We start from the raw sequence: 22322 nt of genomic DNA on the forward strand, positions 1-22322 counted from the left end.
TCGCCCCCGCCGGGGCCGCGTCCCGGCACGACCTCAGCCGACGGCGAAGGCCGGGTACTCCTGGGCCTTCTCGAACAACTCCCGTTCCTCGAAACGCACGTGGTCGCTCAGGGCTGTGGCGAAGGCTTCCAGGGCACCCCGGTCGCCCCGGCCGATGCGCTCGGCCAGGCCCCGCAGCTGGGCGTGCTCGGCCAGGGTACGGGCCACCAGCTGGTGCTCGCCGGCGGCTTCCAGCCAGGGCAGCAATTCCTCTTCCTCGCGCTGGAAGTGGGGTTCCAGCTCGGCGGCGAAGAGGCTCGACATCTGGCTTGCCAGGGCGCTCATGGCCGCCTGGTCGGCCGCCAGCACGGCCTTGCGGCAATCCAGGGACAGCTTGAGGGCGGTGTGGTGTTCGCGGGACAACTGCAACAGGGCGGGATGGCGTTTCATGGCGGACTCCCGGAAAGGGTGATGGGAGACAGTATGGCGCCGGACGGGGAACCAGGGCCAGGATGCAAATCAAACCCGGCATCACCCGGGTCAAAGCCAGGGGTGGGCCGGCAGCCCGGCCTTCAGAGCAGGACCTTGGCCATCTCGATGACGTCCCGGGAGACCCGGGAGATGCTCTGGCCCCGGTCCATGGCCAGGCGGCGCAGGGCGTGGTAGGCCTCTTCCTCTTCCATCTTGCGGGTCTTCATGAGCAGGCCCTTGGCCCGTTCGATGATCTTGCGGTCGGACAGCTTCTGCGTGGTTTCCGCCAGTTCCCGGCGCAGGGCCAGGGTTTCCTCGAAGCGGGCCCGGGCCACCTCGACGATGGGCTTGATGCGGGCCGGGTCCAGGCCATCCACCACGTAGGAGGAGACGCCGGCCTTCATGGCCTCCCGGATCAGGCCCGAATCGTCGTCGTTGGCGAAGATGATCACCGGCCGGGGCATGTCCCGGTTCATGGCGGAAAGGTGTTCCAGGGTGTCCCGGCTGGGGCTGTCGGTTTCGATGAGGATGACGTCGGGCTTCAGTTCCTCCACCCTTCCCGCCAGGTCCAGGGACGAGGCCAGCACGGCCGCCACCTGGTGGCCGGCCTTGACCAGGCCGGCGCAGATGTCGGCGGCCCGGCTCTGGGATTCATCGATGACGAGAACGCGCAGCATGGGTCGGTGGATTCCTGAAAAGACCTAGTCGAGGGCGAGGATGTGCTCGGCCATGGCGTCGATCACGCCCGGGGCTTCGCCGATGGCGCCGGCGATGTGGATGCTGAGCTGGGGATGCTGGCGTGCCGCGGCTTCCACCTGCAGGGGCAGGTCCCGCTTCAGGTGGCCGCTCTGGGCCATGAACATGGGCGCCAGGCGGATGCTGGTGACGCCCTCGTCGGCCAGTTGGGCGACGCACTGTTCCAGGGTCGGCTCCATGAATTCGAGGAAGGCCAGGGCGACGCGGCGCTGGGGCTCCCGCGCCTGGATGGCGCGCTGCACGCGCTGCATGGGCTCGGCCCACTGGGGGTCCCGGGCGCCGTGGCCGAAAAGGATGAGGGCAGTTTGGGTCATGTCTGGATTATGGGTGAAGGCAAGGGGCGAGGGAATTGATCGATATCGCCTTTTGTCGCAGCCGGCAAAGGCCGCTACGCCCCCTGCTTCGGCCGCCGGAAGGGCCATTGGTTCCATGCCATTGCCAGGAGGCAGCAGGGACGGAGTTCTCCACCATGGCATGGCCGTCAGGCCCGTCCCTTCTGCCTCTCCGGGCATGGCCGTTTCCCCGTCAGGCCTGGAGCCAGACCCGGCCGTCTTCCACCTTCACCTGGAAGCGGGCGGTACAGCCCTGGTCCGGCGCCACCGCCTCGCCGCTGGCCAGCTCGATGTTCCAGCTGTGCAGGGGGCAGGTCACCCGCTGGCCGTGCACGATGCCCTGGGAGAGGGGCCCGCCCTTGTGGGGGCACTTGTCGTGGAGGGCGAAGACGGCATCGCCGTCGGTGCGGAACACGGCAATATCGCCGCCCGGGTGCTGCACCACCCGGGAACCCAGCAGGGGGATGTCTTCCAGGGCGCAGAGGTTTTTCCATTGGCTCATTTTTCGTTCCTTAAAACCGTTTTGCCACAGAGGGCACAGAGAACACCGAGAAAATCGTGCCGGCCTGCCGGCTCAGAAGGTCAGGGGCTCGAATTCGCGGCGTGCCGGCGTTTCCTGATGTTCGGCCCAGGGATCGGCAGCGTCCTTCAGGGAATCGAGCAGACGGGCGTGCAGGGCCTTGCGGTTGTCCTCGTCCTCCACCACCAGGCGCTTGACGTGGTCCAGGCCCACCCGCTGCACGTAATGCACGGTGCGCTCCAGGTAGAAGCCCTCTTCCCGGTAGAGCTGGAGGAAGGCGCCGGAGTATTCCTTGACCTCTTCGGCGGTGGCCACCTTGCACAGGAACTGGGCCGCCTCGGTCTTGATGCCGCCGTTGCCGGCCACGTGGATTTCCCAGCCCGAATCGACGGCGATGATGCCCACGTCCTTGATGCCGGATTCGGCGCAGTTGCGCGGACAGCCGGAGACGGCCAGCTTCACCTTGTGGGGGCTCCACATGTCGAACAGCATCTTCTCCAGCTCGATGCCCATGCCGGTGGAGTCCTGGGTGCCGAAGCGGCAGAACTGGCTGCCGACGCAGGTCTTCACGGTGCGGATGGACTTGCCGTAGGCGTGGCCGGAGACCATGCCGGCCTGGGCCAGGTCGGCCCACATGTGGGGCAGGTCCTCCTTCTTCACCCCCAGGAGGTCGATGCGCTGGCCGCCGGTGACCTTGACCATGGGCACCTGGTACTTGTCCGCCACGTCGGCAATGGCCCGCAGTTCGTTGGGCGTGGTGACGCCGCCCCACATGCGCGGCACCACTGAATAGGTGCCATCCTTCTGGATGTTGGCGTGGGCCCGCTCGTTGATGAAGCGGCTTTGCGGATCGTCCCTGGCCTCGTGGGGGAAGGTGGAGATGAGGTAGTAGTTGAGGGCCGGGCGGCACTTCTCGCAACCGTTGGGATTCTTCCAGGCCAGGGCTTCGATCACCGCCGGAATGGAGGTCAGGTGCCGCTCCCGGATAGCCTGGCGCACGGCCCCGTGGCTGTGCTCGGTGCAGCCGCACATGGGCTTCTCGGCGCTGCTGGCGGCCTGGTAGGCGCCGCCCACGGTGGAAGCCAGGATCTGCTCCACCAGGCCGGTGCAGGAACCGCAGGAGGCGGAAGCCTTGGTGTGCTTGCGCACCTCGTCCAGGGTGAACAGCCCCTTCTCCTTGATGGCCTTGACGATGACGCCCTTGGTGACGCCGTTGCAGCCGCACACCTCGGCGCTGTCGGCCATGGCCGCCGCTTTGTTGTGGCCCTGGTGGCCCGTGTCCCCCAGGTTGCTCTGGCCGAACATGAGGTGGTCGCGGATCTGGCTGACGTCCTTGCCCTCCCGCAGCAGCTGGAAGTACCAGGAACCGTCCGCCGTGTCGCCGTAGAGCACGCCGCCCACCAGCTTGTTGTCCTTCAGCACCAGGCGCTTGTACACGCCGCCGGCCGGGTCGTGCAGGACGATGTCCTCGGTATCGCTGCCGCCCATGAAGTCGCCGGCGGAAAAGAGGTCGATGCCGGTGACCTTCAGCTTGGTGGAGGTCACCGAGCCCTGGTAGCGGCCGATGCCGTAGCCCGCCAGGTGGTTGGCGCAGACCTTGGCCTGCTCGAACAGCGGCGCCACCAGGCCATAGGCGATGCCGCGGTGGCTGACGCATTCGCCCACGGCGTAGATTTTGGGATCGTAGGTCTGCAGGGTGTCGGAGACGACGATGCCTCGGTTGCAGTGGATGCCGGAAGACTCGGCCAGGGCCGTGTTGGGGCGGATGCCCACCGCCATCACCACCAGGTCGGCGGGAATCTGCATGCCGTCCTTGAAGCGGATGGCTGCCACCCGGCCGCTCTCGCCGGCGATTAGGGCTTCCGTGTTTTTCTGCAGCAGGAATTTCAGGCCCCGCTCCTCCAGGGACTGCTGCAGCATGCGCCCGGCCACCTCGTCCAGCTGACGTTCCAGCAGCCAGGGGCCGACGTGCACCACGGTCACGTCCATGCCCCGCAGCTTGAGGCCGTTGGCCGCTTCCAGGCCCAGGAGGCCGCCGCCGATGACCACCGCGTGACGATGGGTCCTGGCCGCCTCGATCATGGCGTCGGTGTCGGCGATGTCCCGATAGGCGATCACCCCCGGCAGGTCGTTGCCGGGGATGGGCAGCATGAAGGGGTTGGAGCCGGTGGCCAGCAGCAGGCGGTCGTAGGACTCCACCGTGCCGTCCTCGGCGACGACCTGGCGCCTGACCCGGTCCACCTTGGTCACCTTCTTGTTGAGGTGCAGCTTGATGCCGTTGTCGGCGTACCACTGCAGATCGTTGAGGACGATCTCGGGCACCGTCATCTCGCCGGCCAGGACCGGGGAGAGCAGGATGCGGTTGTAGTTGGGATGGGGCTCGGCGCCGAAGACGGTGATGTCGTAGTGGTCCGGGGCGATCTTCAGCAGCTCTTCCAGGGTGCGCACGCCGGCCATGCCGTTGCCCACCAGCACCAGTTTGGGTTTGTTCATGAAGCACTCCTTCGGTCGCCGGCTTCCGGGGTGCGGGACGGGCCTCGGACTGCGCCCGCGCCATTGCGGTACGCCGTCGTGCCCTCCCGCAGCGCCATCAGGCAGCGAGAGAAAACATTGAAGGGCAGTGCTTCACGTTGACCCCGAGGGCCACACCACCGGCAGTCCCGCCGCCCAGGCGACAGGAGTACGCCGGAGATTTAGCAATCGCCATGCCATTTCGTAAGCACATGATTTAAATTGGATAACACCAAACCCACTGCCCGCGCCACCGCACACAACTGGTGCATCGCCGCCCCGCCCTGCCCCGCCAGCGGGCGCCCGGCACCGTCCCTCGGCTGCCGCCCGCCGCCGGTCCCCTGCTGGCCCAAAGGCCTATTTGAGGAAGTCCGGGCCCATGCCAGAATGGGCCGACAGACGAGTGCTTCGTGCGCCCCATCCCAATGGAGAACGCCATGGCTCCCGAAAACAGTACCGCCCCCCCCAGCCGCCCGCCCCTGGTGCGTCCCGGACGCAGCCTGCTGATCGGCTGGCTGCTCCTGGTGGCCATCATCATCGGCCTGGTCTTCCGGGAAATCGGCGAAACCCGGGAACGCCTCTACAACGCCGCCTGGGACAACCTCAGCACCCTCAACCTGGCCCTGCTGGAACAGATGGAGCGGGCCATCACCGCCACCGACCAGGCCCTGCTCAACGCCCGCCAGGAAGTGGCCGCCATGCCGCCCCTGGTGGCGGAGAAAAACCCGGCCCGGCGCGAGGAGCAGGCCCGGCACCTGCACCAGCTGTTGCGCAGCCAGGTCACCGCCACCCCCTTCGTCACCAACCTGGTGCTGGTGGACGCCCAGGGCAATGTGCTGGCCCACTCGGCCCGCCACCCGGTACCCGCCATGAACGTGCGGGAGCGGGAATACTTCCGCCGCCTGCGCGACACGGCCGAAGCCGAGCCCCTCATCTCGCCCCCCACCCGCACCCTGCTCGACGGCTCCCAGCGGCTCATCTTCTCCCGCCGTCTGGTGGGGCCCCGGGGCCATTTCGCCGGCGTCATCCTGGCCAGCGTCAGCCTGGCCGATGTGGTCTCCTTCTACCGCTCCGTGCTGCACCTGCCCGGCGGCGCCGTGGCCCTTTACCACAGCAACGCCACCCTGCTCGCCCGCTACCCGGAAATGCCCGACAGCCTGGGCCATGCCTACCCGGAACAGGACCTGTTCCTGCGCACTCCCGGCCGCGGCACCAGCGGCACCCTGCTGGAAACCAGCTCCATGGACGGGCGCCAGCGCCTGAAAAGCTTCCGCGAGGCCAAGCGCTATCCCATCCTGGTCTCCGTCTCCCAGGAGGAAAGCGAACTGCTGCGCCCCTGGCGCGCCACCACCCTGCACATCATCCTCATGGGCCTGGGCAGCATCGTCCTCTGCTCCCTCTTCATCGGCCTCATCTGGCGCCAGCTGCAACGCCTGGAGGAACAGGCCCGGGCCCTGCGGGAAAGCGAAGGGCGCTTCCGCAACCTGGTGGAACGGGCCGGCGACGCCCTTTTCCTGCACGACCCCGGCGGCCGCATCGAGGACGTGAACCAGCAGGCCTGCGACAGCCTGGGCCTGCCCCGGGAGGAGCTGATCGGCAGCAACATGGACGCCTTCGAGGTCGGCATTCCCGCCGCCGAACTGCACCAGCTGTGGCACAACCTAGACACCAACGCCCCGGTGACCCAGGAAGGCCGCCACCGCCACCGCCTGGGCCACGAATTCCCGGTGGAGATGCGCATCGGCGCCTTCGCCTCCGGCGGCCGCCGCCTGATCCTGACCCTGGCCCGGGACGTCACCGAGCGCCAGGCCTACCAGGAAAAGCTGCGCCAGCAGGCCCTGCACGACGGCCTCACCGGCCTGCCCAACCGGGTCCTCTTCAACGACCTCCTGGGCCAGCTGCTGGCCCAGTCGGAACGGCAGGAGCGGGCTTTCGCCCTGCTCTTCGTGGACCTGGACCATTTCAAGGAAGTGAACGACACCCTGGGCCACGCCGCCGGCGACCGGCTGCTGCAGGAAGCGGCGGCCCGCCTGCGGGGCTGCCTGCGCAAGGCCGATACGGTGGCCCGCCTGGGGGGCGACGAATTCGCCGTGCTCCTGGCGGAGGTGGCGGGGGCCGAGGATGCGGAACAGGTGGCGGAAAAGATCGTCGCCGCCATGAACCGGCCCTTCCCCCTGCCGAACGGCGAGGGCCACGTTTCCGCCAGCATCGGCATCGCCCTCTACCCGGAAGCCGGCAAGGACGCGGAAACCCTTCTGCGCCACGCCGACTGGGCCATGTACCAGGCCAAGTCCGGCGGCCGCAACGGCTACCGGCGCTACCGGCACGTGGTGGGGGAAACGACTCTGGGCCAGGGCCTGGGGCTGTAAGCCGTCGGCTCGGGCAGCACCCGGCTGGGAACCAGGTGGGACGGACCTGACGGCGGCGGCATCGCCGGGAGCCCTATCCCGCGGGCCTCACCGTCATGGCAGGCCCCTTAGGCAGGTCCTATTTGCCTGGCAGGGCGGTGCCGGGCGTGGCGGGAGACACGGCCCCGGTCATCGCACCCGAGGCATTCGCCCCACTCGCCCCACTCGGCAAAGCCGGCGCCGCCGGCAGGGCGCCGATGGCCGTCAGGATGGCCCGGGCCACCCCTTCCCGCTTCGGCAGATCCGCCATCCGCCCCGGCGTATCCAGGTTGAGGGCGAAGAACACCGGCCCCTGGGGCCACTCCACCCAGCCCACCCACCAGCCGATGCGGCCGTCCCAGCCGGTCTTGGCCCGCAGGATCCAGTCGCGGCCGGCCTCCACGATCATCACGTCCTTCACCAGCCGCTGGTGGGCCAGGGCCAGCGGCAGCTGGTTGCGGTAGAGGCGCTCGAGAAAGGCCACCTGCTCCTCGGCGGAAATGCGTAACTTGCCGTCCAGCCAGTAGCCGTCCTCGCCGCCGGACGGCTCGGCGTTGCCGTAGTCCATGGCCTCCAGCAGGCGCCGGGCCCGGGCCTCGCCGATCTGCCGGGCAAAGCCCTGGTACACCCAGACCACGGATGCGCGCATGGAGGAACGCAGGTCCTGGTCCCGGTTCCAGGCCGGGATGGCGCGCTGTACCCCGTCCCAGGGCAGGACCTGGAATTCGTCCCGCAGCACGCCGCTCTCCAGGGCCATCAGGGCATGGGCGATCTTGAAGGTGGAGGCGGGCACATAGCGCCGCGCCGCCCGCTCCGCATCGTAGCGCCACAGGCGGTGGCCGCCGCCGCGCCGGTCCGCCACCACCATGGTGCCGCGGGCCTCGGCGGCGGCGAAGAAGGCGCCCCACTCGTGCCGCTCGTCCGCGGTTTCCGCCCGGGCGGCAACGCCGCCCCCCAGCAGGAGCAGACAGAAAACCAGGGACCGGATTACATGGAATTTCATCATGGGCGCCTCACGACCTCAGCCCGGCACGGGGATGGCCGGCATGGAAAAGGGAAAACCGCCGCCCGGCCCCAGCCGCCACAGCAGCAGGGCCAAAACCGCCAGATTGACCGCCACCGTCAGCCAGAACCAGGTACGGAAGGGCTGCTTGCGGCTCTTGTGACGCAGCCAGGCCTGGGCCAGCCAGGCTCCCGGCCAGCCGCCGAGCAGGGCCAGGCCGTGCAGGGTGGCCTCGCTGATGCGCCAGGCACGGCGCCGGGCCGCCGACTTGTCCCAGGCGTACACCAGCAGGGTGAGCAGGCTGAGGGCGGCGTAATGGAGCGGCAGCAGGAAGAGGATGGGGGTGGATGACAAGGCAGGCTCGCGGCAAGGGTGCGGCATGGGGCGCATGACGCCGGGAAAACTGGCGGATAATGCGCCTTCCCGCCCCTCCCGCACAACCGGGAGGCCACCGCCGCACTTTGCCCTGCCCACCGGATCCGCCATGCCCAGCCTCAAAGCCCGCGCCGTCATCTTCCTGCTCAAGCACCGCCACTGGTTCCGCCTCAAGGCCCGGCGCGAGACCATCACCTTCGACACCTCCATCCCGGCCCTGCGGGCCCAGGTGGAAAAATCCGGGGTGATCTTCGGCAAGCTGCCCCCCGACATCGTGGTGGACAGCTTCAACCTGGGCAGCATGAGCCTGGAGTGGATCCGCCCGCGGGACGACGCCGGCGGCAGCGCCATGCTCTATTTCCACGGCGGCGGCTACGTCATGGGCTCCCACCGCTCCCATCGGGCGGCGGTGGCCAAGTTTGTCGCCGGCAGCGGCGTGCCGGCCCTGGTCTTCGATTACCGGCTGGCCCCGGAGCACCCCTTCCCGGCCGCCCTGGACGACGCCCTGGCGGCCTGGGAGTGGCTGCTGGCCCGGGGCCAGGACCCGGCCAGGGCCGTCTTTGCCGGCGATTCGGCCGGCGGCGGCCTGCTGCTGGCGGCCCTGCTGGCCCTGCGCGACAAGGGCCGGCCCCTGCCGGCGGCGGCGGTGGCCCTGTCGCCGTGGACCGACCTCACCAGCAGCGGCCCCTCCTACCAGGAATCGGACCCCCTGGCGCCGGACGGCTGCTGGGAGGTTTTCAGCCGCTACTACGCCGGCGAGCGGGACCGGCGCGAGCCCCTCATCTCGCCCCTCTTCGGCGACCTGCAGGGCCTGCCGCCCCTGCTGCTGCATGCCGGCGGCGCCGAGATCATGCGCGACGACGCCATCAGCTTCGCCGCCAAGGCCCGGGCGGCGGGCGTGGAGGTGCGGCTGGAATTGGGAGAAGGCATGTTCCACTGCTACCCGGCGGTGGCCCCCCTGTTCCCCGAAGCCACGGCGGCCCTGGCCGACTGCTGCGCCTTCATCCGCCAACACGCCAGGGGCTGAGGGGCACCGGCCTGGAAAGCAGAAGGGGCGGCCTTTGCAGCCGCCCCTTGTCGTTCAAGCCCGTCCCTGCTGGCTGCCAGGGCAGGCCCTGTTTCAGCGCAGCAGCCGGCCGCTGTTGCCGACGATGGTCACTTCGGAGAAGCGGGAGCCCAGGTGCTTGCCGGAGAAATCCAGGAGGAAGCCCCCCGCATCCCAGGGCGCCATGGATTCCAGGGCGCTCACCAGCTTTTCCCGGGTCGGCTGGGGCCCGGCCCGGCGCAGGCCTTCCACCATGGCCTTGGCGGCGATGAAGCCTTCCAGGTTGGTGTAGGTGATGCCGCCCTTGGGCTTGAGCGCCGGCGGCAGGGCGTCGAACTCGCGCACCACGCCGCTGGAGGCGCTCCAGGGGTAGGGCGTCACCTGGGAGATGGCGATGCCCGCCGCCTCCGCCCCCATCTCCGCCTGCAGGGCCTTGTAGCCCACCACGGAAAGGGCGAAGAACTGGGGCTGCTTGCCGGTGGCCCGCATCTGTTTGACGAACAGGGCGGTGGGCTTGTAGGTGCTGATCATGACCACGGCCTGGGTGTCGGCGGCGGCGATGGTCTTGACCGCCTCGGTCACGTCGTTCTTCACCTTGTCGAAGCTGCCGCTGGCGATGACCTTCAGGTTGCGCTTCTTCAGGGCCACTTCCACACCCTTGAGGCCGGCCTTGCCGAAGGCGTCGTTCTGGTAGAAGACGGCGATGTGGTTGATGCCCAGGGTGGTCAGCTGGTCCACGATCTTTTCCGTCTCGTCGCCGTAGCTGGCCCGCAGCCAGAAGGTCTGGGGCGAGGCCTGCTCCCGCAGCTCGTCGGCCCCGGTGTAAGGCGCCACCGAGGGCACGCCCCGCTCGTTCACCAGGGGCATCAGGGCCGTGTAGTTGGCGCTGCCGAACATGCCGAGAAAGGCGAAGACGCCCTCCTTGTCCAGCAGCTGCTTGGCGTTCTCCACGCTCTTTTCCACCACGTAGCCGTCGTCCAGGGTCACCAGCTCGATACGGCGGCCGTGGATGCCGCCCTTGCTGTTGATCCACTTGAGATAGGCCTGGGCCCCGTCCCGGTACTCGCTGCCCAGTTCGGCCAGGGGCCCGCTGAGGGGCAGGGACTGGCCCAGCTTGATGACATTGCCCTGCTGGGCATGAAGCGACGTCGCCAGCAGGGCCCCACAAACGAAATAGAGCCCCGTGAGGGCTCGCCGTAGCGCCTTCATCCACAATCTCCTTTGGTGTCTCGATGCCGCCTGGTAGGGGACCGGTATGCTCCGGTTCGGGCCTCGTTCGCTGACGGGCTGACCACAGTCTAGGAAGGGACGCAGCGGGAGATTGTCATCTGCACGACAATTGGCCCCAGGCCCCGCCAGGCCTGCATCGGCGGCGGGCGGCGGGAGGCCGGCAAGGCCCGGCAGCGATGACCGGAGCATCCGCCGGCGCCTTTTCCATGGCACCATGGCCGGCCCCCAACCGACCCGAGGAGATCCCATGCCCTACGTCAATATCCAGATCACCGCCGGCGCCAGCCGGGAACAGAAGGCCCGCCTGGTGGCGGAAGTCACCGACAGCCTGGTGCGGGTGCTGGGCAAAAAGCCGGAACACACCCACATCGTGATCCAGGAAATCGCCGAGGAAAACTGGGGCTTTGCCGGCCTGCTCACTGACGACTGGAAGCGGCGCCAGGGCTGAGCCCGAAAAACAAAACCCGCCTGGCGGCGGGTTCGGGCGGGGCGCGGCCCCACGGCGGCGGCCGGTGGCGCAATTGCGCCACGGCCAGGGCCGGGACGCTCTAGACCGTGGTCAGGCCGTTGCCTTCCACCGCCACGATGGCCTTGGCCTGGTTGAAGTCTTCCGCATAACCGCTGGCGTAGAGGCAGCAGGCCAGCTGGTTGGCCAGGGGCAGGGGCAGGCTGGCCTGGCCGTCCAGCACCTTGCGGATCCACTGGGCGGTGACCTTGGCGTCGCACTCCTCCGGCAGGTTGGGCAGGGCCTTGAGGCTTTCGTGCTCGGCCTCGAACAGCACCTCGCACTGCTCCTCGTGCAGGTACTCGATGCGCGGGCGGCGCTTGGGGTTGGCGAAGGGCTCCCCTTCCGAAGCCCGCAGCAGCAGGGCCCGGCCGCCGCCATAGGAGAGGATGTCGCGCATCAGGTCCATGTAGGCCGGATGGGTGGCGGCCCCCAGCAGGACGCCGCCGCCCTTGAAGGGGTCGAGCATCTTCACCAGGCTGTGGGCGCTGTTGCGCAGGCCCAGGCGGCTGCGCAGGGAGAGCAGGTTGTGCAGCCCCGGGCTGAGCACGTTGAGGGGCACGAAGGCCACGCCGTAGCCGTCCATGGCCTGCTGCACGGCGCTATGGCTGGCGCAGGGCATCAGGCCCAGTTCGCGGAAGACGTGGGCTGAGGTAACCCGGCCATAGCCTTCGAGCAGGCCGTGCACCAGCACCGGCACGCCGAAGCGCTGCAGCAGCAGGGCCAGCAGGGGCGTCAGGTTGGCCCCCTTGCGGGCGCCGTTGTAGCTGGGAATGACCACCGGCCGGATGCGCCCGGGTGGCGGCCGCAGGGCATGCACCCGCTCGCTGGCGGCGGCCAGGAAGCCGATCATTTCCTCGGCGCTCTCGCCCTTGACCCGCAGGGCGATGGTGATGGCCCCCAGTTCCAGTTCGGGCACACCGCCGTCGAGCATGGCGCCGTAGAGCAGCTGGGCCTCCTCCTGGGTCAGGTCCTTGGCGCCCTCGGCGCCGCGGCCGAGTTCTTTGATGAAGTGGGCGTAATTCATGGGCGTCTCCCCGGTTTTCCTTGTCTTTCCCTCAGGCAGCCTGGGGGGATGTCTTGGCAACGATGATTTTCTTCACTTCGGGCAGGCAGCCGCCGCAGAAGGTTCCGCATTTTAGCTCGTTCTGCAGGCCGTCCAGGTCCAGGCCCCTGGCGATGCCGGCCTCGATCTGGGCCTGGGTGATGTCGGCGCACTTGCACACCACCGGGCTGGCGCGCAGCAGCTTGGCCGGCGGCGTGCTGATGGGGGCCACCGCCCAGCGCAGCAGGTCCGGGTCCAGCACGTCGTCGGAGATGGCGTTCTTGAGCCAGGCCAGGGCCTGGGTCTCGCCAGCCAGGCGCACCCCGAGCAGGTGGCCGTCCCGGGCCAGGGCCCGCTTGCCGATGTGGCGGCGGCGGTCGGCGTAGACGATGGCGCCCTCCTCCCGCTCCAGGTCGAAGAGGGCATCGATCTCCCGGATCTGGGCCTCGTCCAGGGGCGCCTCTGCCGCGGCGCGGAACACCACCAGGGGCTGGCCGCGGCCATAGAGGCCGACGCTGGCGTAGGGGAAGTGGGGCAACAGGCGGCGCGCCCTTTGCAGCAGGGCCAGGCTGGAGGCCAGGGCGTCGGGCCCCTCTCCGGCCCGCACCACGGCCAGGGGCCAGGGCAGGTCGGCCTTTTCCACCTGCACCGGGGCGTGTTTCAGCTCGGGCTGCAGGGAAATGGGATCGCAGGCCGGGCCGGTGAAGGCGTTGGCGCCGGCGCCGTGCATGAAGCGGCTGCCCCAGTGCATGGGCAGCCAGGCCCGGCCCTTCTTCAGGCCGGCCACGGCGGCCACCCGCAGCACCAGGCTGTCGCGGCCGTTGCTGACCCGGGCCAGGTCGCCGTCCTCCAGGCCCCGGTGGCGCAGGTCGCAGGGATGCATGGCCAGCACCGCCTCCTCGGCGCCGTGGAACAGGCGCGGCACGGTGCCGGTGCGGCTCATGCCGTGCCACTGGTCCCTCAGGCGGCCGGAAAGAAGGCTGATGGGCTGGTCCACATCGGTGGACTCGGCCACCTCCTGGTGCTGCACCGGAACGAAGCGGGCGCGGCCACTGGGCGTGGGGAAGCGGCCGTCGGCGTAAAGCCGGGGCAGGCCAGCCTCGGCCCCTGCGGGGAAAGGCCACAGCTGGGGCCCGCGCTGCTCCAGGAGGCCGTAGGAGAGGCCGGTGATGTCCAGGTCCCGGCCCCGGGTACTGTCCCGGTGCTCGTTGAAGATGGCTTCGGGGCGACGGTAGGGGAACAGGCGGCGGGCCTCTTCGCCCCGGCCCAGTTCATCCCCCAGGCGGTGGGCGAAATCGACGGCGATGGCCCAGTCGGCCCGGGCCTCGCCGGCCGGCGCCACGGCGGCCCGCACCCGGGAGATGCGGCGCTCCGAATTGGTCACCGTACCCTCCTTCTCGCCCCAGCTGGCGGCGGGCAGCAGCAGGTCGGCGTAGGCGGCGGTGTCGGTATCGCCGTAGGCTTCCTGCAGCACCACGAATTCCGCCGTCTCCAGGGCGGCCCGCACCCGGGCCTGGTCCGGCAGGGAATGGGCCGGGTTGGTGCAGGCGATCCACAGGGCCTTGACCTCGCCCCGGCCCACGGCCTCGAACAGCTGCACGGCGGTGAGGCCGGGCTTGGCCGGCACTTCGGGCACGCCCCAGAAGCGGGCCACTTCGGCCCGGTGCTCGGCGTTGCCCAGATCCCGGTGGGCAGAGAGCAGGTTGGCCATGCCCCCCACTTCCCGGCCGCCCATGGCGTTGGGCTGGCCGGTGAGGGAGAAGGGGCCGGCGCCGGGCCGGCCGATGTGGCCGGTGGCCAGGTGCAGGTGGATCAGGGCGGCGTTGTTGTGGCTGCCGTGGCGGGACTGGTTGAGGCCCTGGCACCAGAGGGACAGGCTGGCCTTGGAGAGGCCGAACCAGCGCGCCGCCTGGACGATGTCTTCGGCCGGGATGCCGCAGATCTGGGCCGCCACGGCGGGGCTGTAGTCCGCCGCAATCGCTTCCAGGGCGACAAAGCCTTCGGTGTGGGCGGCGATGTAGTCCCGGTCCACCAGGTTCTCGGCCAGCAGCACGTGCAGCATGGCGTTGTAGAGGGCGATGTCGGTGCCGGGCTTCAGGGCCAGGTGCAGGTCGGCGATGGCGGCCGTCTCGCTGCGACGGGGGTCGGCGACGATGATCTTGAGTTCGGGATTGGCCTCCCGGGCATCCTCGATGCGGCGGAAGACGATGGGATGGGCGGCGGCCGGATTGGCGCCGGTGATGAACAGGCACTGGGCCAGGCCGATGTCCTCGTAGCAGTTGGGCGGCGCATCCACGCCCAGGGTCAGCTTGTAGCCGGAGGCGGCGGAGGACATGCAGAGGCGGGAGTTTGTATCGATGTTGTTGCTGCCGATGAAGCCCTTCACCAGCTTGTTGAAGACGTAGTAGTCCTCGGTCAGCAGCTGGCCGGAGACGTAGAAGGCCACCGCCTCCGGTCCGTGCTCGGCGATGATGGCGGCGAAACGGCGGGCCGCCACGGCCATGGCCTGCTCCCAGCTCACCCGCTGGCGCGGCTGGTCGCGGCGGGTGCGCACTTCCGGATAGAGGGCCCGGTTGGCCTGAAGGGTGCCGGGGGCGGCGGTGAGGTGCAGGGTCGCCCCCTTGGCGCAGAGGCGCCCCTGGTTGGCCGGGTGCTCCGGGTCGCCGCGCACGTCGGTGATGCGGCCGTCGCGGCTGTCGATGAGGACGCCGCAGCCGGTGCCGCAGTAGCAGCAGGTGGAAGGGGTGACACTGGGGGGGAAGTGGCTTTCATTTGGCATGGTCTGGGCTCCTGCCCCAACACAGCAACAGCCATGCCACCATTAATAATCAATGGGTTACTAATAAACAACAGCGAATCCGCCAGGCGAACGGCTGGATTTCGGCCCCAGCTTGGCGCATCCCGCGCCAGCTTGGTGCGCCAAAGAAAAACCGCCTCGGCTTGGGGCGCGAGGCGGTTTCCGGTGGAGCGGCGGGGAGTACCTAAGAAGGAAAACCCCCGCTCACTTCACCCGCTGCAGGTGGGGACGACCGCTGGGCGGTGCGGCCGGCGGCTCCGGCGGGGTCTCGTCGCCGGCATCCGCCACCACTTCGCCCTCGCCTTCACCTTCTTCATCCACCTCGAAGGCCATGCCGGCCCCGTTTTCACGGGCGTAGATGGCCACCACATTGCCCACCGGCACCGACAGATCCCGGGCCACACCGCCGAAACGGGCGGCAAAGCTGATCAGTTCGTTGCTCATGTTGAGGTGGGAAGTGGCGTCGCCGCTGATGTTGAGGACGATCTGGCCGTCCCGCACGTACTCGCGGGGCACCAGGGTCCGGTCATCCACGGCCACTGCGATGTAGGGGGTAAAGCCGTTGTCCACGCACCATTCGTAAATGGCGCGGATCAGGTAGGGCTTGGTGGAGGGCAGTTGCATGACAGTCTTCCGCTGAATGGCGCCGACCGGTCCGGCCGACGCACCGGCACCGCAGGCGCCGGCCTGGAGAAAAGACGGGGACACCGTGGCGGCGCCCCCGTCAGTTCGTTACTTGCGCATCACCTTTTCGGAAGGCGTCAGGGCATCGATGAAGCCCTGGCGGCTGAAGATGCGCTCGGCGTACTTCATCAGCGGCGCGGCGGTCTTCGGCAGGTCGATGCCGTAGTGGTCCAGGCGCCACAGCAGGGGGGCGATGGCCACGTCGAGCATGGAGAACTCGTCGCCCAGCATGAACTTTTGCTTGGCGAACATGGGAGCCAGCTCGGTCAGGCGGTTGCGGATTTCGGTCCGCGCCTTGTCGGCGGTCTTGGCGTTCTTTTCCAGGGGCTCGATGTAGGCAAAGATTTCCCGTTCCATGGTGGACAGCAGCTGGCGCGCCCGGGCCCGCATGATGGGGTCGGCCGGCATGAGCTGGGGATGGGGGAAACGCTCATCGATGTATTCGTTGATGATGTTGGGTTCGTACAGGATCAACTCGCGCTCGACCAGCACCGGCACCCGGTTGTACGGGTTGATGACGGCGATGTCTTCGGGCTTGTTGAAGAGGTCCACATCGATCACCTGGAAGTCCATGCCCTTTTCGAACAGGACGATGCGGCAGCGGTGGCTGAAGGGATCGGTGGTGCCGGAGTAGAGGTTCATCATGACTCGTTACCTCAAAAAGGAATCGGCACCGCCGCCGGGAAAAGCCCCGATCGGCGATGCCGTAGCCTGAATGTCAGGCGGGTTAGTGCACGTCTTTCCAGTACTCGCGCTTGAGAGCGTAAGCAACGACGAAGAGCACGCCGAGGAACAGCAGGACGGCAATGCCCAGCTGCTTGCGCAGACCGGAAACGGGTTCACCGATGTACACCAGGAAACCGACCAGGTCAGCGATTTGCTTGTCGTACTCGGCGGCGGACAGCTTGCCGGGCACGGCCAGTTCCAGCTTGTGGGTCTCGTGGTTCAGCACTTGCTGACCCTGCAGTTCCCACAGGATGTGCGGCATGCCGACGTTCTCGAACACCACGTTGTTCCAGCCGGTGGGACGCTTGTCGTCACGGTAGAAGGAACGCAGGTAGGTGTAGAGCCAGTCGGCGCCGGGACCGGCTTCGGAAGCGCGGGCACGGGCGATCAGGGTCAGGTCGGGCGGGGTGGCGCCGAACCATTGCTTGGCTTCGTCCGGACGGATGGCGACGCGCATGGGTTCGCCCACCTTGTCGGCGGTGAACAGCAGGCTGTCCTTGATCTGCTGCTCGGTCAGACCGATGCCGGTCAGCCGGTTGTAGCGCATGAAGGAGGCGCCGTGGCAGTTCAAGCAGTAGTTCACGAACAGCTTGGCGCCGTTTTGCAGGGCCGCGTTGTCGCCGGAAACGTCCGGAGCCTTGTCCAGATGCACGGCGGCGCCGCTGGCCAGCGCCATCAGGGGCGCGAAGAGCAATGCAGTAAGCAGTTTTTTCATGTCGCTCTCGTCCTTATTTCATGGTCACACGCTCGGGTTCCGGCGTGTACTTGTCCACCTTGGAATACCACGGCATCAGCAGGAAGAAGCCGAAGTAGATCAGGGAGCAAACCTGGGAGACCTTCTCGCCCCAGTAGGAGGGCGGCTGGGTACCGAGGTAGCCCAAGATCACGAAGCAGATCACGAACAGGGTCAGGAAGGTCTTGTAGATCGGACCGCGGTAGCGGATGGACTTGACCGGGCTGCGATCCAGCCAGGGCAGGAAGGCGAAGATCACCACGGAAGCGCCCATGGCCACCACACCCCAGAACTTGGCATCCAGGCCCAGGATCGGCCACACCATGGCGCGCAGGATGGAGTAGAAGGGGGTGAAATACCACACCGGAGCGATGTGGGGCGGGGTCTTCAGGGGATCGGCCGGAATGAAGTTGTTGTATTCCAGGAAGTAGCCGCCGCCTTCGGGTGCGAAGAACACCACGCAGGAGAAGACCATCAGGAAGACCACGACGCCGACGATGTCCTTGACGGTGTAGTAGGGATGGAAGGGAATGCCGTCCAGGGGATGGCCGTTCTCGTCCTTCAGCTTCTTGATCTCGACGCCGTCGGGGTTGTTGGAACCGACTTCGTGCAGGGCCAGGATGTGGGCGGCGACGAGGCCGATCAGCACCAGGGGCATGGCGATCACGTGGAAGGAGAAGAAACGGTTCAGGGTTGCATCGCCCACCACGAAGTCACCGCGCAGCCAGACGGACAGGTCCGGTCCGATCAGGGGAATGGCGGAGAACAGGTTCACGATCACCTGGGCGCCCCAGAAGGACATCTGGCCCCAGGGCAGCAGGTAGCCGAAGAAGGCTTCGCCCATCAGGCACAGGAAGATGCCGACGCCGAACAGCCAGATCAACTCGCGGGGCTTGCGGTAGGAACCGTAGAGCATGCCGCGGAACATGTGCAGGAAGACGACGATGAAGAAGGCGGAAGCACCGGTGGAGTGCATGTAGCGGATCAGCCAGCCCCAGGGCACGTCGCGCATGATGTACTCGACGGAGGCGAAGGCCACGGGCACGCCGGCGGCGTTCAGGGAAGCATCCGGCTTGAAGTGCATCACCAGGAAGATACCGGTGACGATCTGCAGCACCAGGACCAGCAGGGCCAGGGAGCCGAAGAAGTACCAGAAGTTGAAGTTCTTCGGTGCGTAGTACTCGGACAGGTGGCCCTTCCACATGGAAGTGGCGGGGAAGCGGGCATCAACCCACTCCAGCACGTTGCCGCCGATGGAACCGTCGGACTTGTACTTTTCGAAATTGGTATTGGCAGCCATTCCTTACGCCCCCTTCTTGTCTTCGCCGATCAGGATGCGGGTATCGGACAGATACATGTGCGGCGGAACTTCCAGGTTGGTCGGAGCCGGCTTGGCCTTGTAAACGCGGCCGGCAAAGTCGAAGGTGGAACCGTGGCAGGGGCACAGGAAGCCGCCCAGCCAGTCACCGGACATGCCCTCTTCGGCGCCGTGCTTGAACTTGGCGGAAGGAGAACAGCCCAGGTGGGTACAGATACCCACGGCCACCAGCACTTCGGGCTTGATGGAGCGGGTTTCGTTCTGGCAGTAGGCGGGCTGCTGCTCTTTTTCGGACTTGGGATCGGCGACGGCATCGGCCAGCTTGGGCAGGGTGTCCAGCATGTCCTTGGTGCGGTTGATGATCCACACCGGCTTGCCACGCCATTCCACGGTCATCATCTGACCCGGTTCCAGCTTGGAAATATCCACTTCCACCGGAGCGCCGGCTGCCTTGGCGCGTTCGGACGGCAGCATGCTGGCGACGAACGGCACGAGTGCCGCCACCGCCCCGGCCCCGCCCACGGCCGCGGTAGCGACGATCAGACGCCGCCTGCCGCAGTCCACTTTGTTCTCTTTGCTCATAGCGCAGATCCCTAGAACGTTGAAATTAAAATTCAGAACAGCAATTCGGTAACGCCTTCGGCGAGGCAAAAATGATCCTGGCCGAACAAAACCGGAAGATTATACTCGAATCCACCTACGGACTGGAACCGGGCCGGGAACTCAATGTCGTCAAATGCGTCGAAAGCCGCTCCAAACCTGAGCCCGGTCAAGAATCGGACCCGCCAGGGCTAGGCTTCCACGTTTTTCCGCTCCCGCATGGCCTGGGCCAGGGTGCCGGCATCCACGTATTCCAGCTCCCCACCCACCGGCACCCCCCGGGCGATCCGGGTCACCTTGATGCCCCTGCTGCGCAGCAGTTCGCTGACGTAGTGAGCGGTCGCTTCGCCTTCGTTGGTGTAATTGGTGGCCAAGATGACCTCCTGGACCTCGCCATCGCAGGCCCGGGCCAGCAGACGGTCCAGCTGCAGCTCCCGGGGACCGACACCGTCCAGCGGCGACAAGCGCCCCATGATGACGTAGTAGAGCCCGTTGTAGGCCTGGGTCTGCTCCATCATGTTCATGTCCACCGGCGTTTCGACGACGCACAGCAGGCTGGCATCCCGCTTGGGGGAGGCGCAGCGCTCGCAGATATCGGACTCGGTGAAGGTGTTGCAGCGGCTGCAATGGCGAATGGCCTCCAGCGCATGGGACATGCCGTCTGCCAGGCGGCGGGCGCCCTTGCGGTCCCGCTGCAGCAGATGGTAGGCCATGCGCTGGGCCGATTTCGGCCCGATCCCCGGCAAACAGCGGAGGGCCTCGATCAGTTCTTCGAGGCTGGATGGGGTGCTCATCAGAAGGGCAGCTTGAATCCGGGGGGCAGGTTGAGGCCGGCGGTGAAGCCGGACATGCGTTCCTTGCTCAGCTCCTCGCCACGGCGCACAGCGTCATTGACGGCGGCAGCGATCAGGTCTTCCAGCATTTCCTTGTCGTCCATGACCGAGGGGTCGATCGTGACGCGGCGCACGTCGTGGGAACAGGTCATCAGCACCTTGACCATGCCGGCACCGGCCTGGCCTTCCACCTCGACGCGACCCAGCTCTTCCTGGGCCTTCTTCATGTTTTCCTGCATTTGCTGGGCCTGCTTCATCAGGCCGGCGATGCCGCCTTTCATCATTTTCGTGGTCCTCAACTAGATGGGTTTGATGGATGATTCAATCAGCGTGGCGTCGAAGATGTCGATCATCTCACGCACAAAGGGGTCCTGCTCGATGGCGGCGACAGCCCGGTCCTGGCGCTCCTCCCGCTCCTGCTGGAGAATCGCCGCCGGCGTCAGCGTGCTCACCTCGGCCACTTCGATCTGCAACTGCAGCGGGCGGCCACAGTATTCGCCCAGGGCCTGCTGCAGCCGATCCTGGGCCGCCTTCATGATCAGGTGGCGATGGGCCGGTGGCAAACGCAATTGCACCACGTCCCCGCCCAGCTTCAGCAACTCGCAATGCTGGGCCAGGGCCCGTGCCATACCGGACAACTGTAAGCTGTCAAGAATCGACTGCCAGTCACCTGGAGCCTCGCTATCAGCGGCGACAGCCTGTGCCGCCGGCATCGTCTCCGCAGGAGTGGCTAGCGGCTGTACGACGGGGGCTTCTGCAGCTCGGGCCGGGACGGAAATTCGGGAAGGAGCCGCCTTAACCGCGGGAGCCTGCGCCCGCGGGGCGGCCAACGCTTTTCCCGGGGATGGGCCCTCCCCAGGCTGGCGCGGCGCAAAGGCATGCAGACGCAACAGGGTCATGACGAAACCGGCATGGGGGTCGGGGGCCATGGGTAGTTCATGGCGACCATGCACGCTGATCTGGTAGGCCAACTGCACCGTCTGAGCGTCGATGGCACCTGCCAGTGCGAGTAAGCGGCTGCGGTCCGGCGTATCCTCGGCAATGGCAGCCGGGGCCAGCTGAGCCACCTGCAGACGGGTCAGCATGGCAGCCAGATCCTGCAGGGCACTGTCGAAGGATAGGCTGCGCTCCGTCATCAGATCGGCCACACTCAGCATGGCACTGACATCGCCCTGGGCCATGGCTTCCAAGAGGGTGAACAGGTAATCCTGATCCACAGTGCCGAGCATGTCGCGCACCAGGGACTCCTCCACCTTGCCGGTGCCATGGGCAATCGCCTGGTCGAGCAGCGACAGGGCGTCACGCATACTGCCGTTGGCAGAGCGGGCCAGCAAAGCCAACGCCGGCGCCTCGAAGGGGACGGATTCAGCCTCAAGGATGTGGGAAAGATGGCCGGTGATGGCCTGGGGCGGCATCTGCTTCAGATTGAACTGCAGACAGCGGGAAAGAACCGTCACCGGAATTTTCTGGGGATCGGTGGTCGCCAGGATGAATTTGACGTGCTCGGGTGGCTCTTCCAGGGTCTTCAACATGGCGTTGAAGGCCGAATTGGAAAGCATGTGCACTTCGTCGATCACGTAGACCTTGAAGCGGCCCCGGGTAGGCGCATAGACCGCGTTCTCGAGCAGCTGGCGCATCTCATCGACCCGGGTATTGGTGGCCGCATCGACCTCGAGAAGATCTACAAAACGCCCCGCATCGATTTCCTGGCAGGCAGAACATTGCCCGCAAGGAGTCGCCGAGATACCGGATTCACAATTGAGGGATTTGGCCAGGATGCGGGCCAAGGTGGTCTTGCCGACACCACGGGTGCCGGTGAAGAGATACGCGTGGTGGAGCCGCTGCTCGGTGAGGGCATGGGTCAACGCACGGACCACATGCTCCTGGCCGACCAGGGTGGAAAAGCTTCGAGGGCGCCATTTGCGCGCCAGAACCTGATAGCTCATGCCGAATAGTCTCGCACGACAGCGGCACCCGACCGCCCATGGCGGCTGCCGGAAATGAAAGTGGCGAGCCTTACCCCCGGCACTTGCAGTAAGTAGCTGTGGCTGCTTCCTTCCGGACCTGACCAGGTTCACCACCCTGCAATGCGGGGAGACCCGCCGGTGCGAATTCTAACATAGCTGATCGGCGTTTCTCGCCCACCAGCGCTTTTTTTCCGTCACTCGAACGAGTAACCAGTCATCCGCGAAATTTCGATATCACAAGCCGATATCTGGACTCGGCAAGAGCCGACGGCAGAGCATCTAAGCCGTTTTTGAGTGGAGGGGAATTTAGTGAGGTACAAATAGAAACACCCCAGCCACATAGTAGCTGGGGTGTTGTAAGGGGAGCCTGGCGGTGACCTACTTTCGCACATGAAGTATGCACTATCATCGGCGCAACTCTGTTTCACGGTCCTGTTCGGGATGGGAAGGGGTGGGTCCAGAGCGCTATGGCCGCCAAGCGTAACTTGTTCGCTCGCCGTCGAGT

The 22322-nt window shown here is 66.9% G+C and carries 21 protein-coding genes, 1 rRNA gene and 1 other RNA gene; 3 read left to right on the forward strand and 20 right to left on the reverse strand.

The annotated features are described in order from the left end of the window. Nucleotides 1-33: 33 nt before the first annotated feature. From ACLSSQ_RS12875 to nirB, 5 genes are all read right to left on the reverse strand, one after another. The gene (locus ACLSSQ_RS12875) at nucleotides 34-429 is read right to left on the reverse strand and encodes a hemerythrin domain-containing protein (RefSeq protein WP_416242913.1); all 396 of its coding nucleotides are present in this window, start codon (nucleotides 427-429) and stop codon (nucleotides 34-36) included. Nucleotides 430-551: 122 nt separating this feature from the next. Continuing rightward, nucleotides 552-1127 carry an ANTAR domain-containing response regulator gene (locus ACLSSQ_RS12880; protein ID WP_014236902.1) on the reverse strand — a complete coding sequence of 192 codons (576 nt, stop codon included), beginning with the start codon at nucleotides 1125-1127 and terminating at the stop codon, nucleotides 552-554. 24 nt (nucleotides 1128-1151) lie between these two features. Continuing rightward, nucleotides 1152-1520, reverse strand: coding sequence for a sirohydrochlorin chelatase (locus ACLSSQ_RS12885; RefSeq protein ID WP_130458066.1), 369 nt, complete (start codon nucleotides 1518-1520; stop codon nucleotides 1152-1154). Between the two features lie 211 nt (nucleotides 1521-1731). Then, nucleotides 1732-2040 (reverse strand): nitrite reductase small subunit NirD, encoded by a 309-nt coding sequence (gene nirD, locus ACLSSQ_RS12890; RefSeq protein ID WP_014236900.1) that lies wholly within the window; start codon nucleotides 2038-2040, stop codon nucleotides 1732-1734. Nucleotides 2041-2112: 72 nt separating this feature from the next. Then, a complete protein-coding gene (gene nirB, locus ACLSSQ_RS12895; protein ID WP_205230298.1) occupies nucleotides 2113-4551 on the reverse strand; it encodes a nitrite reductase large subunit NirB in 2439 nt (812 codons plus the stop codon). Between the two features lie 455 nt (nucleotides 4552-5006). On the opposite strand from nirB, the gene ACLSSQ_RS12900 reads away from it, so the two are divergent. Then, nucleotides 5007-6938, forward strand: a complete 1932-nt coding sequence (locus tag ACLSSQ_RS12900) for a diguanylate cyclase domain-containing protein (protein WP_416242915.1) — start codon at nucleotides 5007-5009, stop codon at nucleotides 6936-6938. Nucleotides 6939-7056: 118 nt separating this feature from the next. On the opposite strand, the gene blaOXA is transcribed toward ACLSSQ_RS12900, so the two are convergent. Together blaOXA and ACLSSQ_RS12910 are read right to left on the reverse strand one after the other, a co-directional pair. Next, nucleotides 7057-7962, reverse strand: coding sequence for a class D beta-lactamase (blaOXA, locus tag ACLSSQ_RS12905; RefSeq protein WP_416242916.1), 906 nt, complete (start codon nucleotides 7960-7962; stop codon nucleotides 7057-7059). Between the two features lie 15 nt (nucleotides 7963-7977). Continuing rightward, the gene (locus tag ACLSSQ_RS12910) at nucleotides 7978-8313 is read right to left on the reverse strand and encodes a DUF1294 domain-containing protein (protein WP_416242917.1); all 336 of its coding nucleotides are present in this window, start codon (nucleotides 8311-8313) and stop codon (nucleotides 7978-7980) included. Nucleotides 8314-8443: 130 nt separating this feature from the next. Between ACLSSQ_RS12910 and ACLSSQ_RS12915 the strand changes: the two genes are divergently transcribed. Next, nucleotides 8444-9361 carry an alpha/beta hydrolase gene (locus ACLSSQ_RS12915; RefSeq protein ID WP_416242918.1) on the forward strand — a complete coding sequence of 306 codons (918 nt, stop codon included), beginning with the start codon at nucleotides 8444-8446 and terminating at the stop codon, nucleotides 9359-9361. A gap of 93 nt (nucleotides 9362-9454) precedes the next feature. On the opposite strand, the gene ACLSSQ_RS12920 is transcribed toward ACLSSQ_RS12915, so the two are convergent. After that, on the reverse strand, nucleotides 9455-10588 hold the full coding sequence (locus ACLSSQ_RS12920; protein ID WP_416242919.1) for an ABC transporter substrate-binding protein: 1134 nt from the start codon (nucleotides 10586-10588) through the stop codon (nucleotides 9455-9457). Nucleotides 10589-10856: 268 nt separating this feature from the next. On the opposite strand from ACLSSQ_RS12920, the gene ACLSSQ_RS12925 reads away from it, so the two are divergent. Further along, nucleotides 10857-11057 (forward strand): tautomerase family protein, encoded by a 201-nt coding sequence (locus tag ACLSSQ_RS12925; protein WP_014236893.1) that lies wholly within the window; start codon nucleotides 10857-10859, stop codon nucleotides 11055-11057. A gap of 100 nt (nucleotides 11058-11157) precedes the next feature. On the opposite strand, the gene ybiB is transcribed toward ACLSSQ_RS12925, so the two are convergent. From ybiB to rrf, 12 genes are all read right to left on the reverse strand, one after another. Continuing rightward, entirely contained in the window at nucleotides 11158-12141 is a 984-nt protein-coding gene (gene ybiB / locus ACLSSQ_RS12930) for a DNA-binding protein YbiB (protein WP_014236892.1), read from the reverse strand. Between the two features lie 31 nt (nucleotides 12142-12172). After that, complete coding sequence (locus tag ACLSSQ_RS12935; RefSeq protein ID WP_416242920.1) at nucleotides 12173-14938, reverse strand: molybdopterin-dependent oxidoreductase; 2766 nt, start codon at nucleotides 14936-14938, stop codon at nucleotides 12173-12175. Nucleotides 14939-15160: 222 nt separating this feature from the next. Next, a complete protein-coding gene (locus ACLSSQ_RS12940) occupies nucleotides 15161-15580 on the reverse strand; it encodes a ClpXP protease specificity-enhancing factor (RefSeq protein ID WP_014236890.1) in 420 nt (139 codons plus the stop codon). Between the two features lie 108 nt (nucleotides 15581-15688). Continuing rightward, nucleotides 15689-16285: a glutathione S-transferase N-terminal domain-containing protein gene (locus ACLSSQ_RS12945; protein ID WP_014236889.1), complete on the reverse strand. Its 597-nt coding sequence runs from the start codon at nucleotides 16283-16285 to the stop codon at nucleotides 15689-15691. Nucleotides 16286-16367: 82 nt separating this feature from the next. After that, a complete protein-coding gene (locus tag ACLSSQ_RS12950) occupies nucleotides 16368-17081 on the reverse strand; it encodes a cytochrome c1 (RefSeq protein WP_014236888.1) in 714 nt (237 codons plus the stop codon). Nucleotides 17082-17094: 13 nt separating this feature from the next. Continuing rightward, the gene (locus tag ACLSSQ_RS12955) at nucleotides 17095-18399 is read right to left on the reverse strand and encodes a cytochrome b (RefSeq protein ID WP_014236887.1); all 1305 of its coding nucleotides are present in this window, start codon (nucleotides 18397-18399) and stop codon (nucleotides 17095-17097) included. 3 nt (nucleotides 18400-18402) lie between these two features. Next, entirely contained in the window at nucleotides 18403-18999 is a 597-nt protein-coding gene (petA, locus tag ACLSSQ_RS12960) for a ubiquinol-cytochrome c reductase iron-sulfur subunit (protein WP_014236886.1), read from the reverse strand. A 209-nt stretch (nucleotides 19000-19208) separates the two neighbouring features. Next, nucleotides 19209-19811 carry a recombination mediator RecR gene (gene recR / locus ACLSSQ_RS12965; protein WP_205230289.1) on the reverse strand — a complete coding sequence of 201 codons (603 nt, stop codon included), beginning with the start codon at nucleotides 19809-19811 and terminating at the stop codon, nucleotides 19209-19211. Then, nucleotides 19811-20131 carry a YbaB/EbfC family nucleoid-associated protein gene (locus tag ACLSSQ_RS12970; RefSeq protein ID WP_202946006.1) on the reverse strand — a complete coding sequence of 107 codons (321 nt, stop codon included), beginning with the start codon at nucleotides 20129-20131 and terminating at the stop codon, nucleotides 19811-19813. The genes recR and ACLSSQ_RS12970 overlap by 1 nt, the downstream gene beginning before the upstream one ends. Before the next feature lie 18 nt (nucleotides 20132-20149). Continuing rightward, entirely contained in the window at nucleotides 20150-21796 is a 1647-nt protein-coding gene (gene dnaX / locus ACLSSQ_RS12975) for a DNA polymerase III subunit gamma/tau (protein WP_416242921.1), read from the reverse strand. 59 nt (nucleotides 21797-21855) lie between these two features. Then, an RNA gene (ffs, locus tag ACLSSQ_RS12980) (signal recognition particle sRNA small type) lies at nucleotides 21856-21954 on the reverse strand. A 228-nt stretch (nucleotides 21955-22182) separates the two neighbouring features. Continuing rightward, a 5S ribosomal RNA gene (gene rrf / locus ACLSSQ_RS12985) occupies nucleotides 22183-22296 on the reverse strand. Nucleotides 22297-22322: the final 26 nt, after the last annotated feature.

Origin of the sequence: Azospira sp. APE16 (assembly GCF_047901315.1) — a bacterium.
GTDB lineage: Bacteria > Pseudomonadota > Gammaproteobacteria > Burkholderiales > Rhodocyclaceae > Azospira > Azospira oryzae.

Bases quoted from the DNA above. Each gene is read 5' to 3' on its own strand.
- ACLSSQ_RS12875 (WP_416242913.1), bottom strand. From the start codon at position 429: ATGAAACGCCATCCCGCCCTGTTGCAGTTGTCCCGCGAACACCACACC.
- ACLSSQ_RS12880 (WP_014236902.1), bottom strand. From the start codon at position 1,127: ATGCTGCGCGTTCTCGTCATCGATGAATCCCAGAGCCGGGCCGCCGAC.
- ACLSSQ_RS12885 (WP_130458066.1), bottom strand. From the start codon at position 1,520: ATGACCCAAACTGCCCTCATCCTTTTCGGCCACGGCGCCCGGGACCCC.
- nirD (WP_014236900.1), bottom strand. From the start codon at position 2,040: ATGAGCCAATGGAAAAACCTCTGCGCCCTGGAAGACATCCCCCTGCTG.
- nirB (WP_205230298.1), bottom strand. From the start codon at position 4,551: ATGAACAAACCCAAACTGGTGCTGGTGGGCAACGGCATGGCCGGCGTG.
- ACLSSQ_RS12900 (WP_416242915.1), top strand. From the start codon at position 5,007: ATGGCTCCCGAAAACAGTACCGCCCCCCCCAGCCGCCCGCCCCTGGTG.
- blaOXA (WP_416242916.1), bottom strand. From the start codon at position 7,962: ATGATGAAATTCCATGTAATCCGGTCCCTGGTTTTCTGTCTGCTCCTG.
- ACLSSQ_RS12915 (WP_416242918.1), top strand. From the start codon at position 8,444: ATGCCCAGCCTCAAAGCCCGCGCCGTCATCTTCCTGCTCAAGCACCGC.
- ACLSSQ_RS12920 (WP_416242919.1), bottom strand. From the start codon at position 10,588: ATGAAGGCGCTACGGCGAGCCCTCACGGGGCTCTATTTCGTTTGTGGG.
- ACLSSQ_RS12925 (WP_014236893.1), top strand. From the start codon at position 10,857: ATGCCCTACGTCAATATCCAGATCACCGCCGGCGCCAGCCGGGAACAG.
- ybiB (WP_014236892.1), bottom strand. From the start codon at position 12,141: ATGAATTACGCCCACTTCATCAAAGAACTCGGCCGCGGCGCCGAGGGC.
- ACLSSQ_RS12935 (WP_416242920.1), bottom strand. From the start codon at position 14,938: ATGCCAAATGAAAGCCACTTCCCCCCCAGTGTCACCCCTTCCACCTGC.
- ACLSSQ_RS12940 (WP_014236890.1), bottom strand. From the start codon at position 15,580: ATGCAACTGCCCTCCACCAAGCCCTACCTGATCCGCGCCATTTACGAA.
- ACLSSQ_RS12945 (WP_014236889.1), bottom strand. From the start codon at position 16,285: ATGATGAACCTCTACTCCGGCACCACCGATCCCTTCAGCCACCGCTGC.
- ACLSSQ_RS12950 (WP_014236888.1), bottom strand. From the start codon at position 17,081: ATGAAAAAACTGCTTACTGCATTGCTCTTCGCGCCCCTGATGGCGCTG.
- ACLSSQ_RS12955 (WP_014236887.1), bottom strand. From the start codon at position 18,399: ATGGCTGCCAATACCAATTTCGAAAAGTACAAGTCCGACGGTTCCATC.
- petA (WP_014236886.1), bottom strand. From the start codon at position 18,999: ATGAGCAAAGAGAACAAAGTGGACTGCGGCAGGCGGCGTCTGATCGTC.
- recR (WP_205230289.1), bottom strand. From the start codon at position 19,811: ATGAGCACCCCATCCAGCCTCGAAGAACTGATCGAGGCCCTCCGCTGT.
- ACLSSQ_RS12970 (WP_202946006.1), bottom strand. From the start codon at position 20,131: ATGAAAGGCGGCATCGCCGGCCTGATGAAGCAGGCCCAGCAAATGCAG.
- dnaX (WP_416242921.1), bottom strand. From the start codon at position 21,796: ATGAGCTATCAGGTTCTGGCGCGCAAATGGCGCCCTCGAAGCTTTTCC.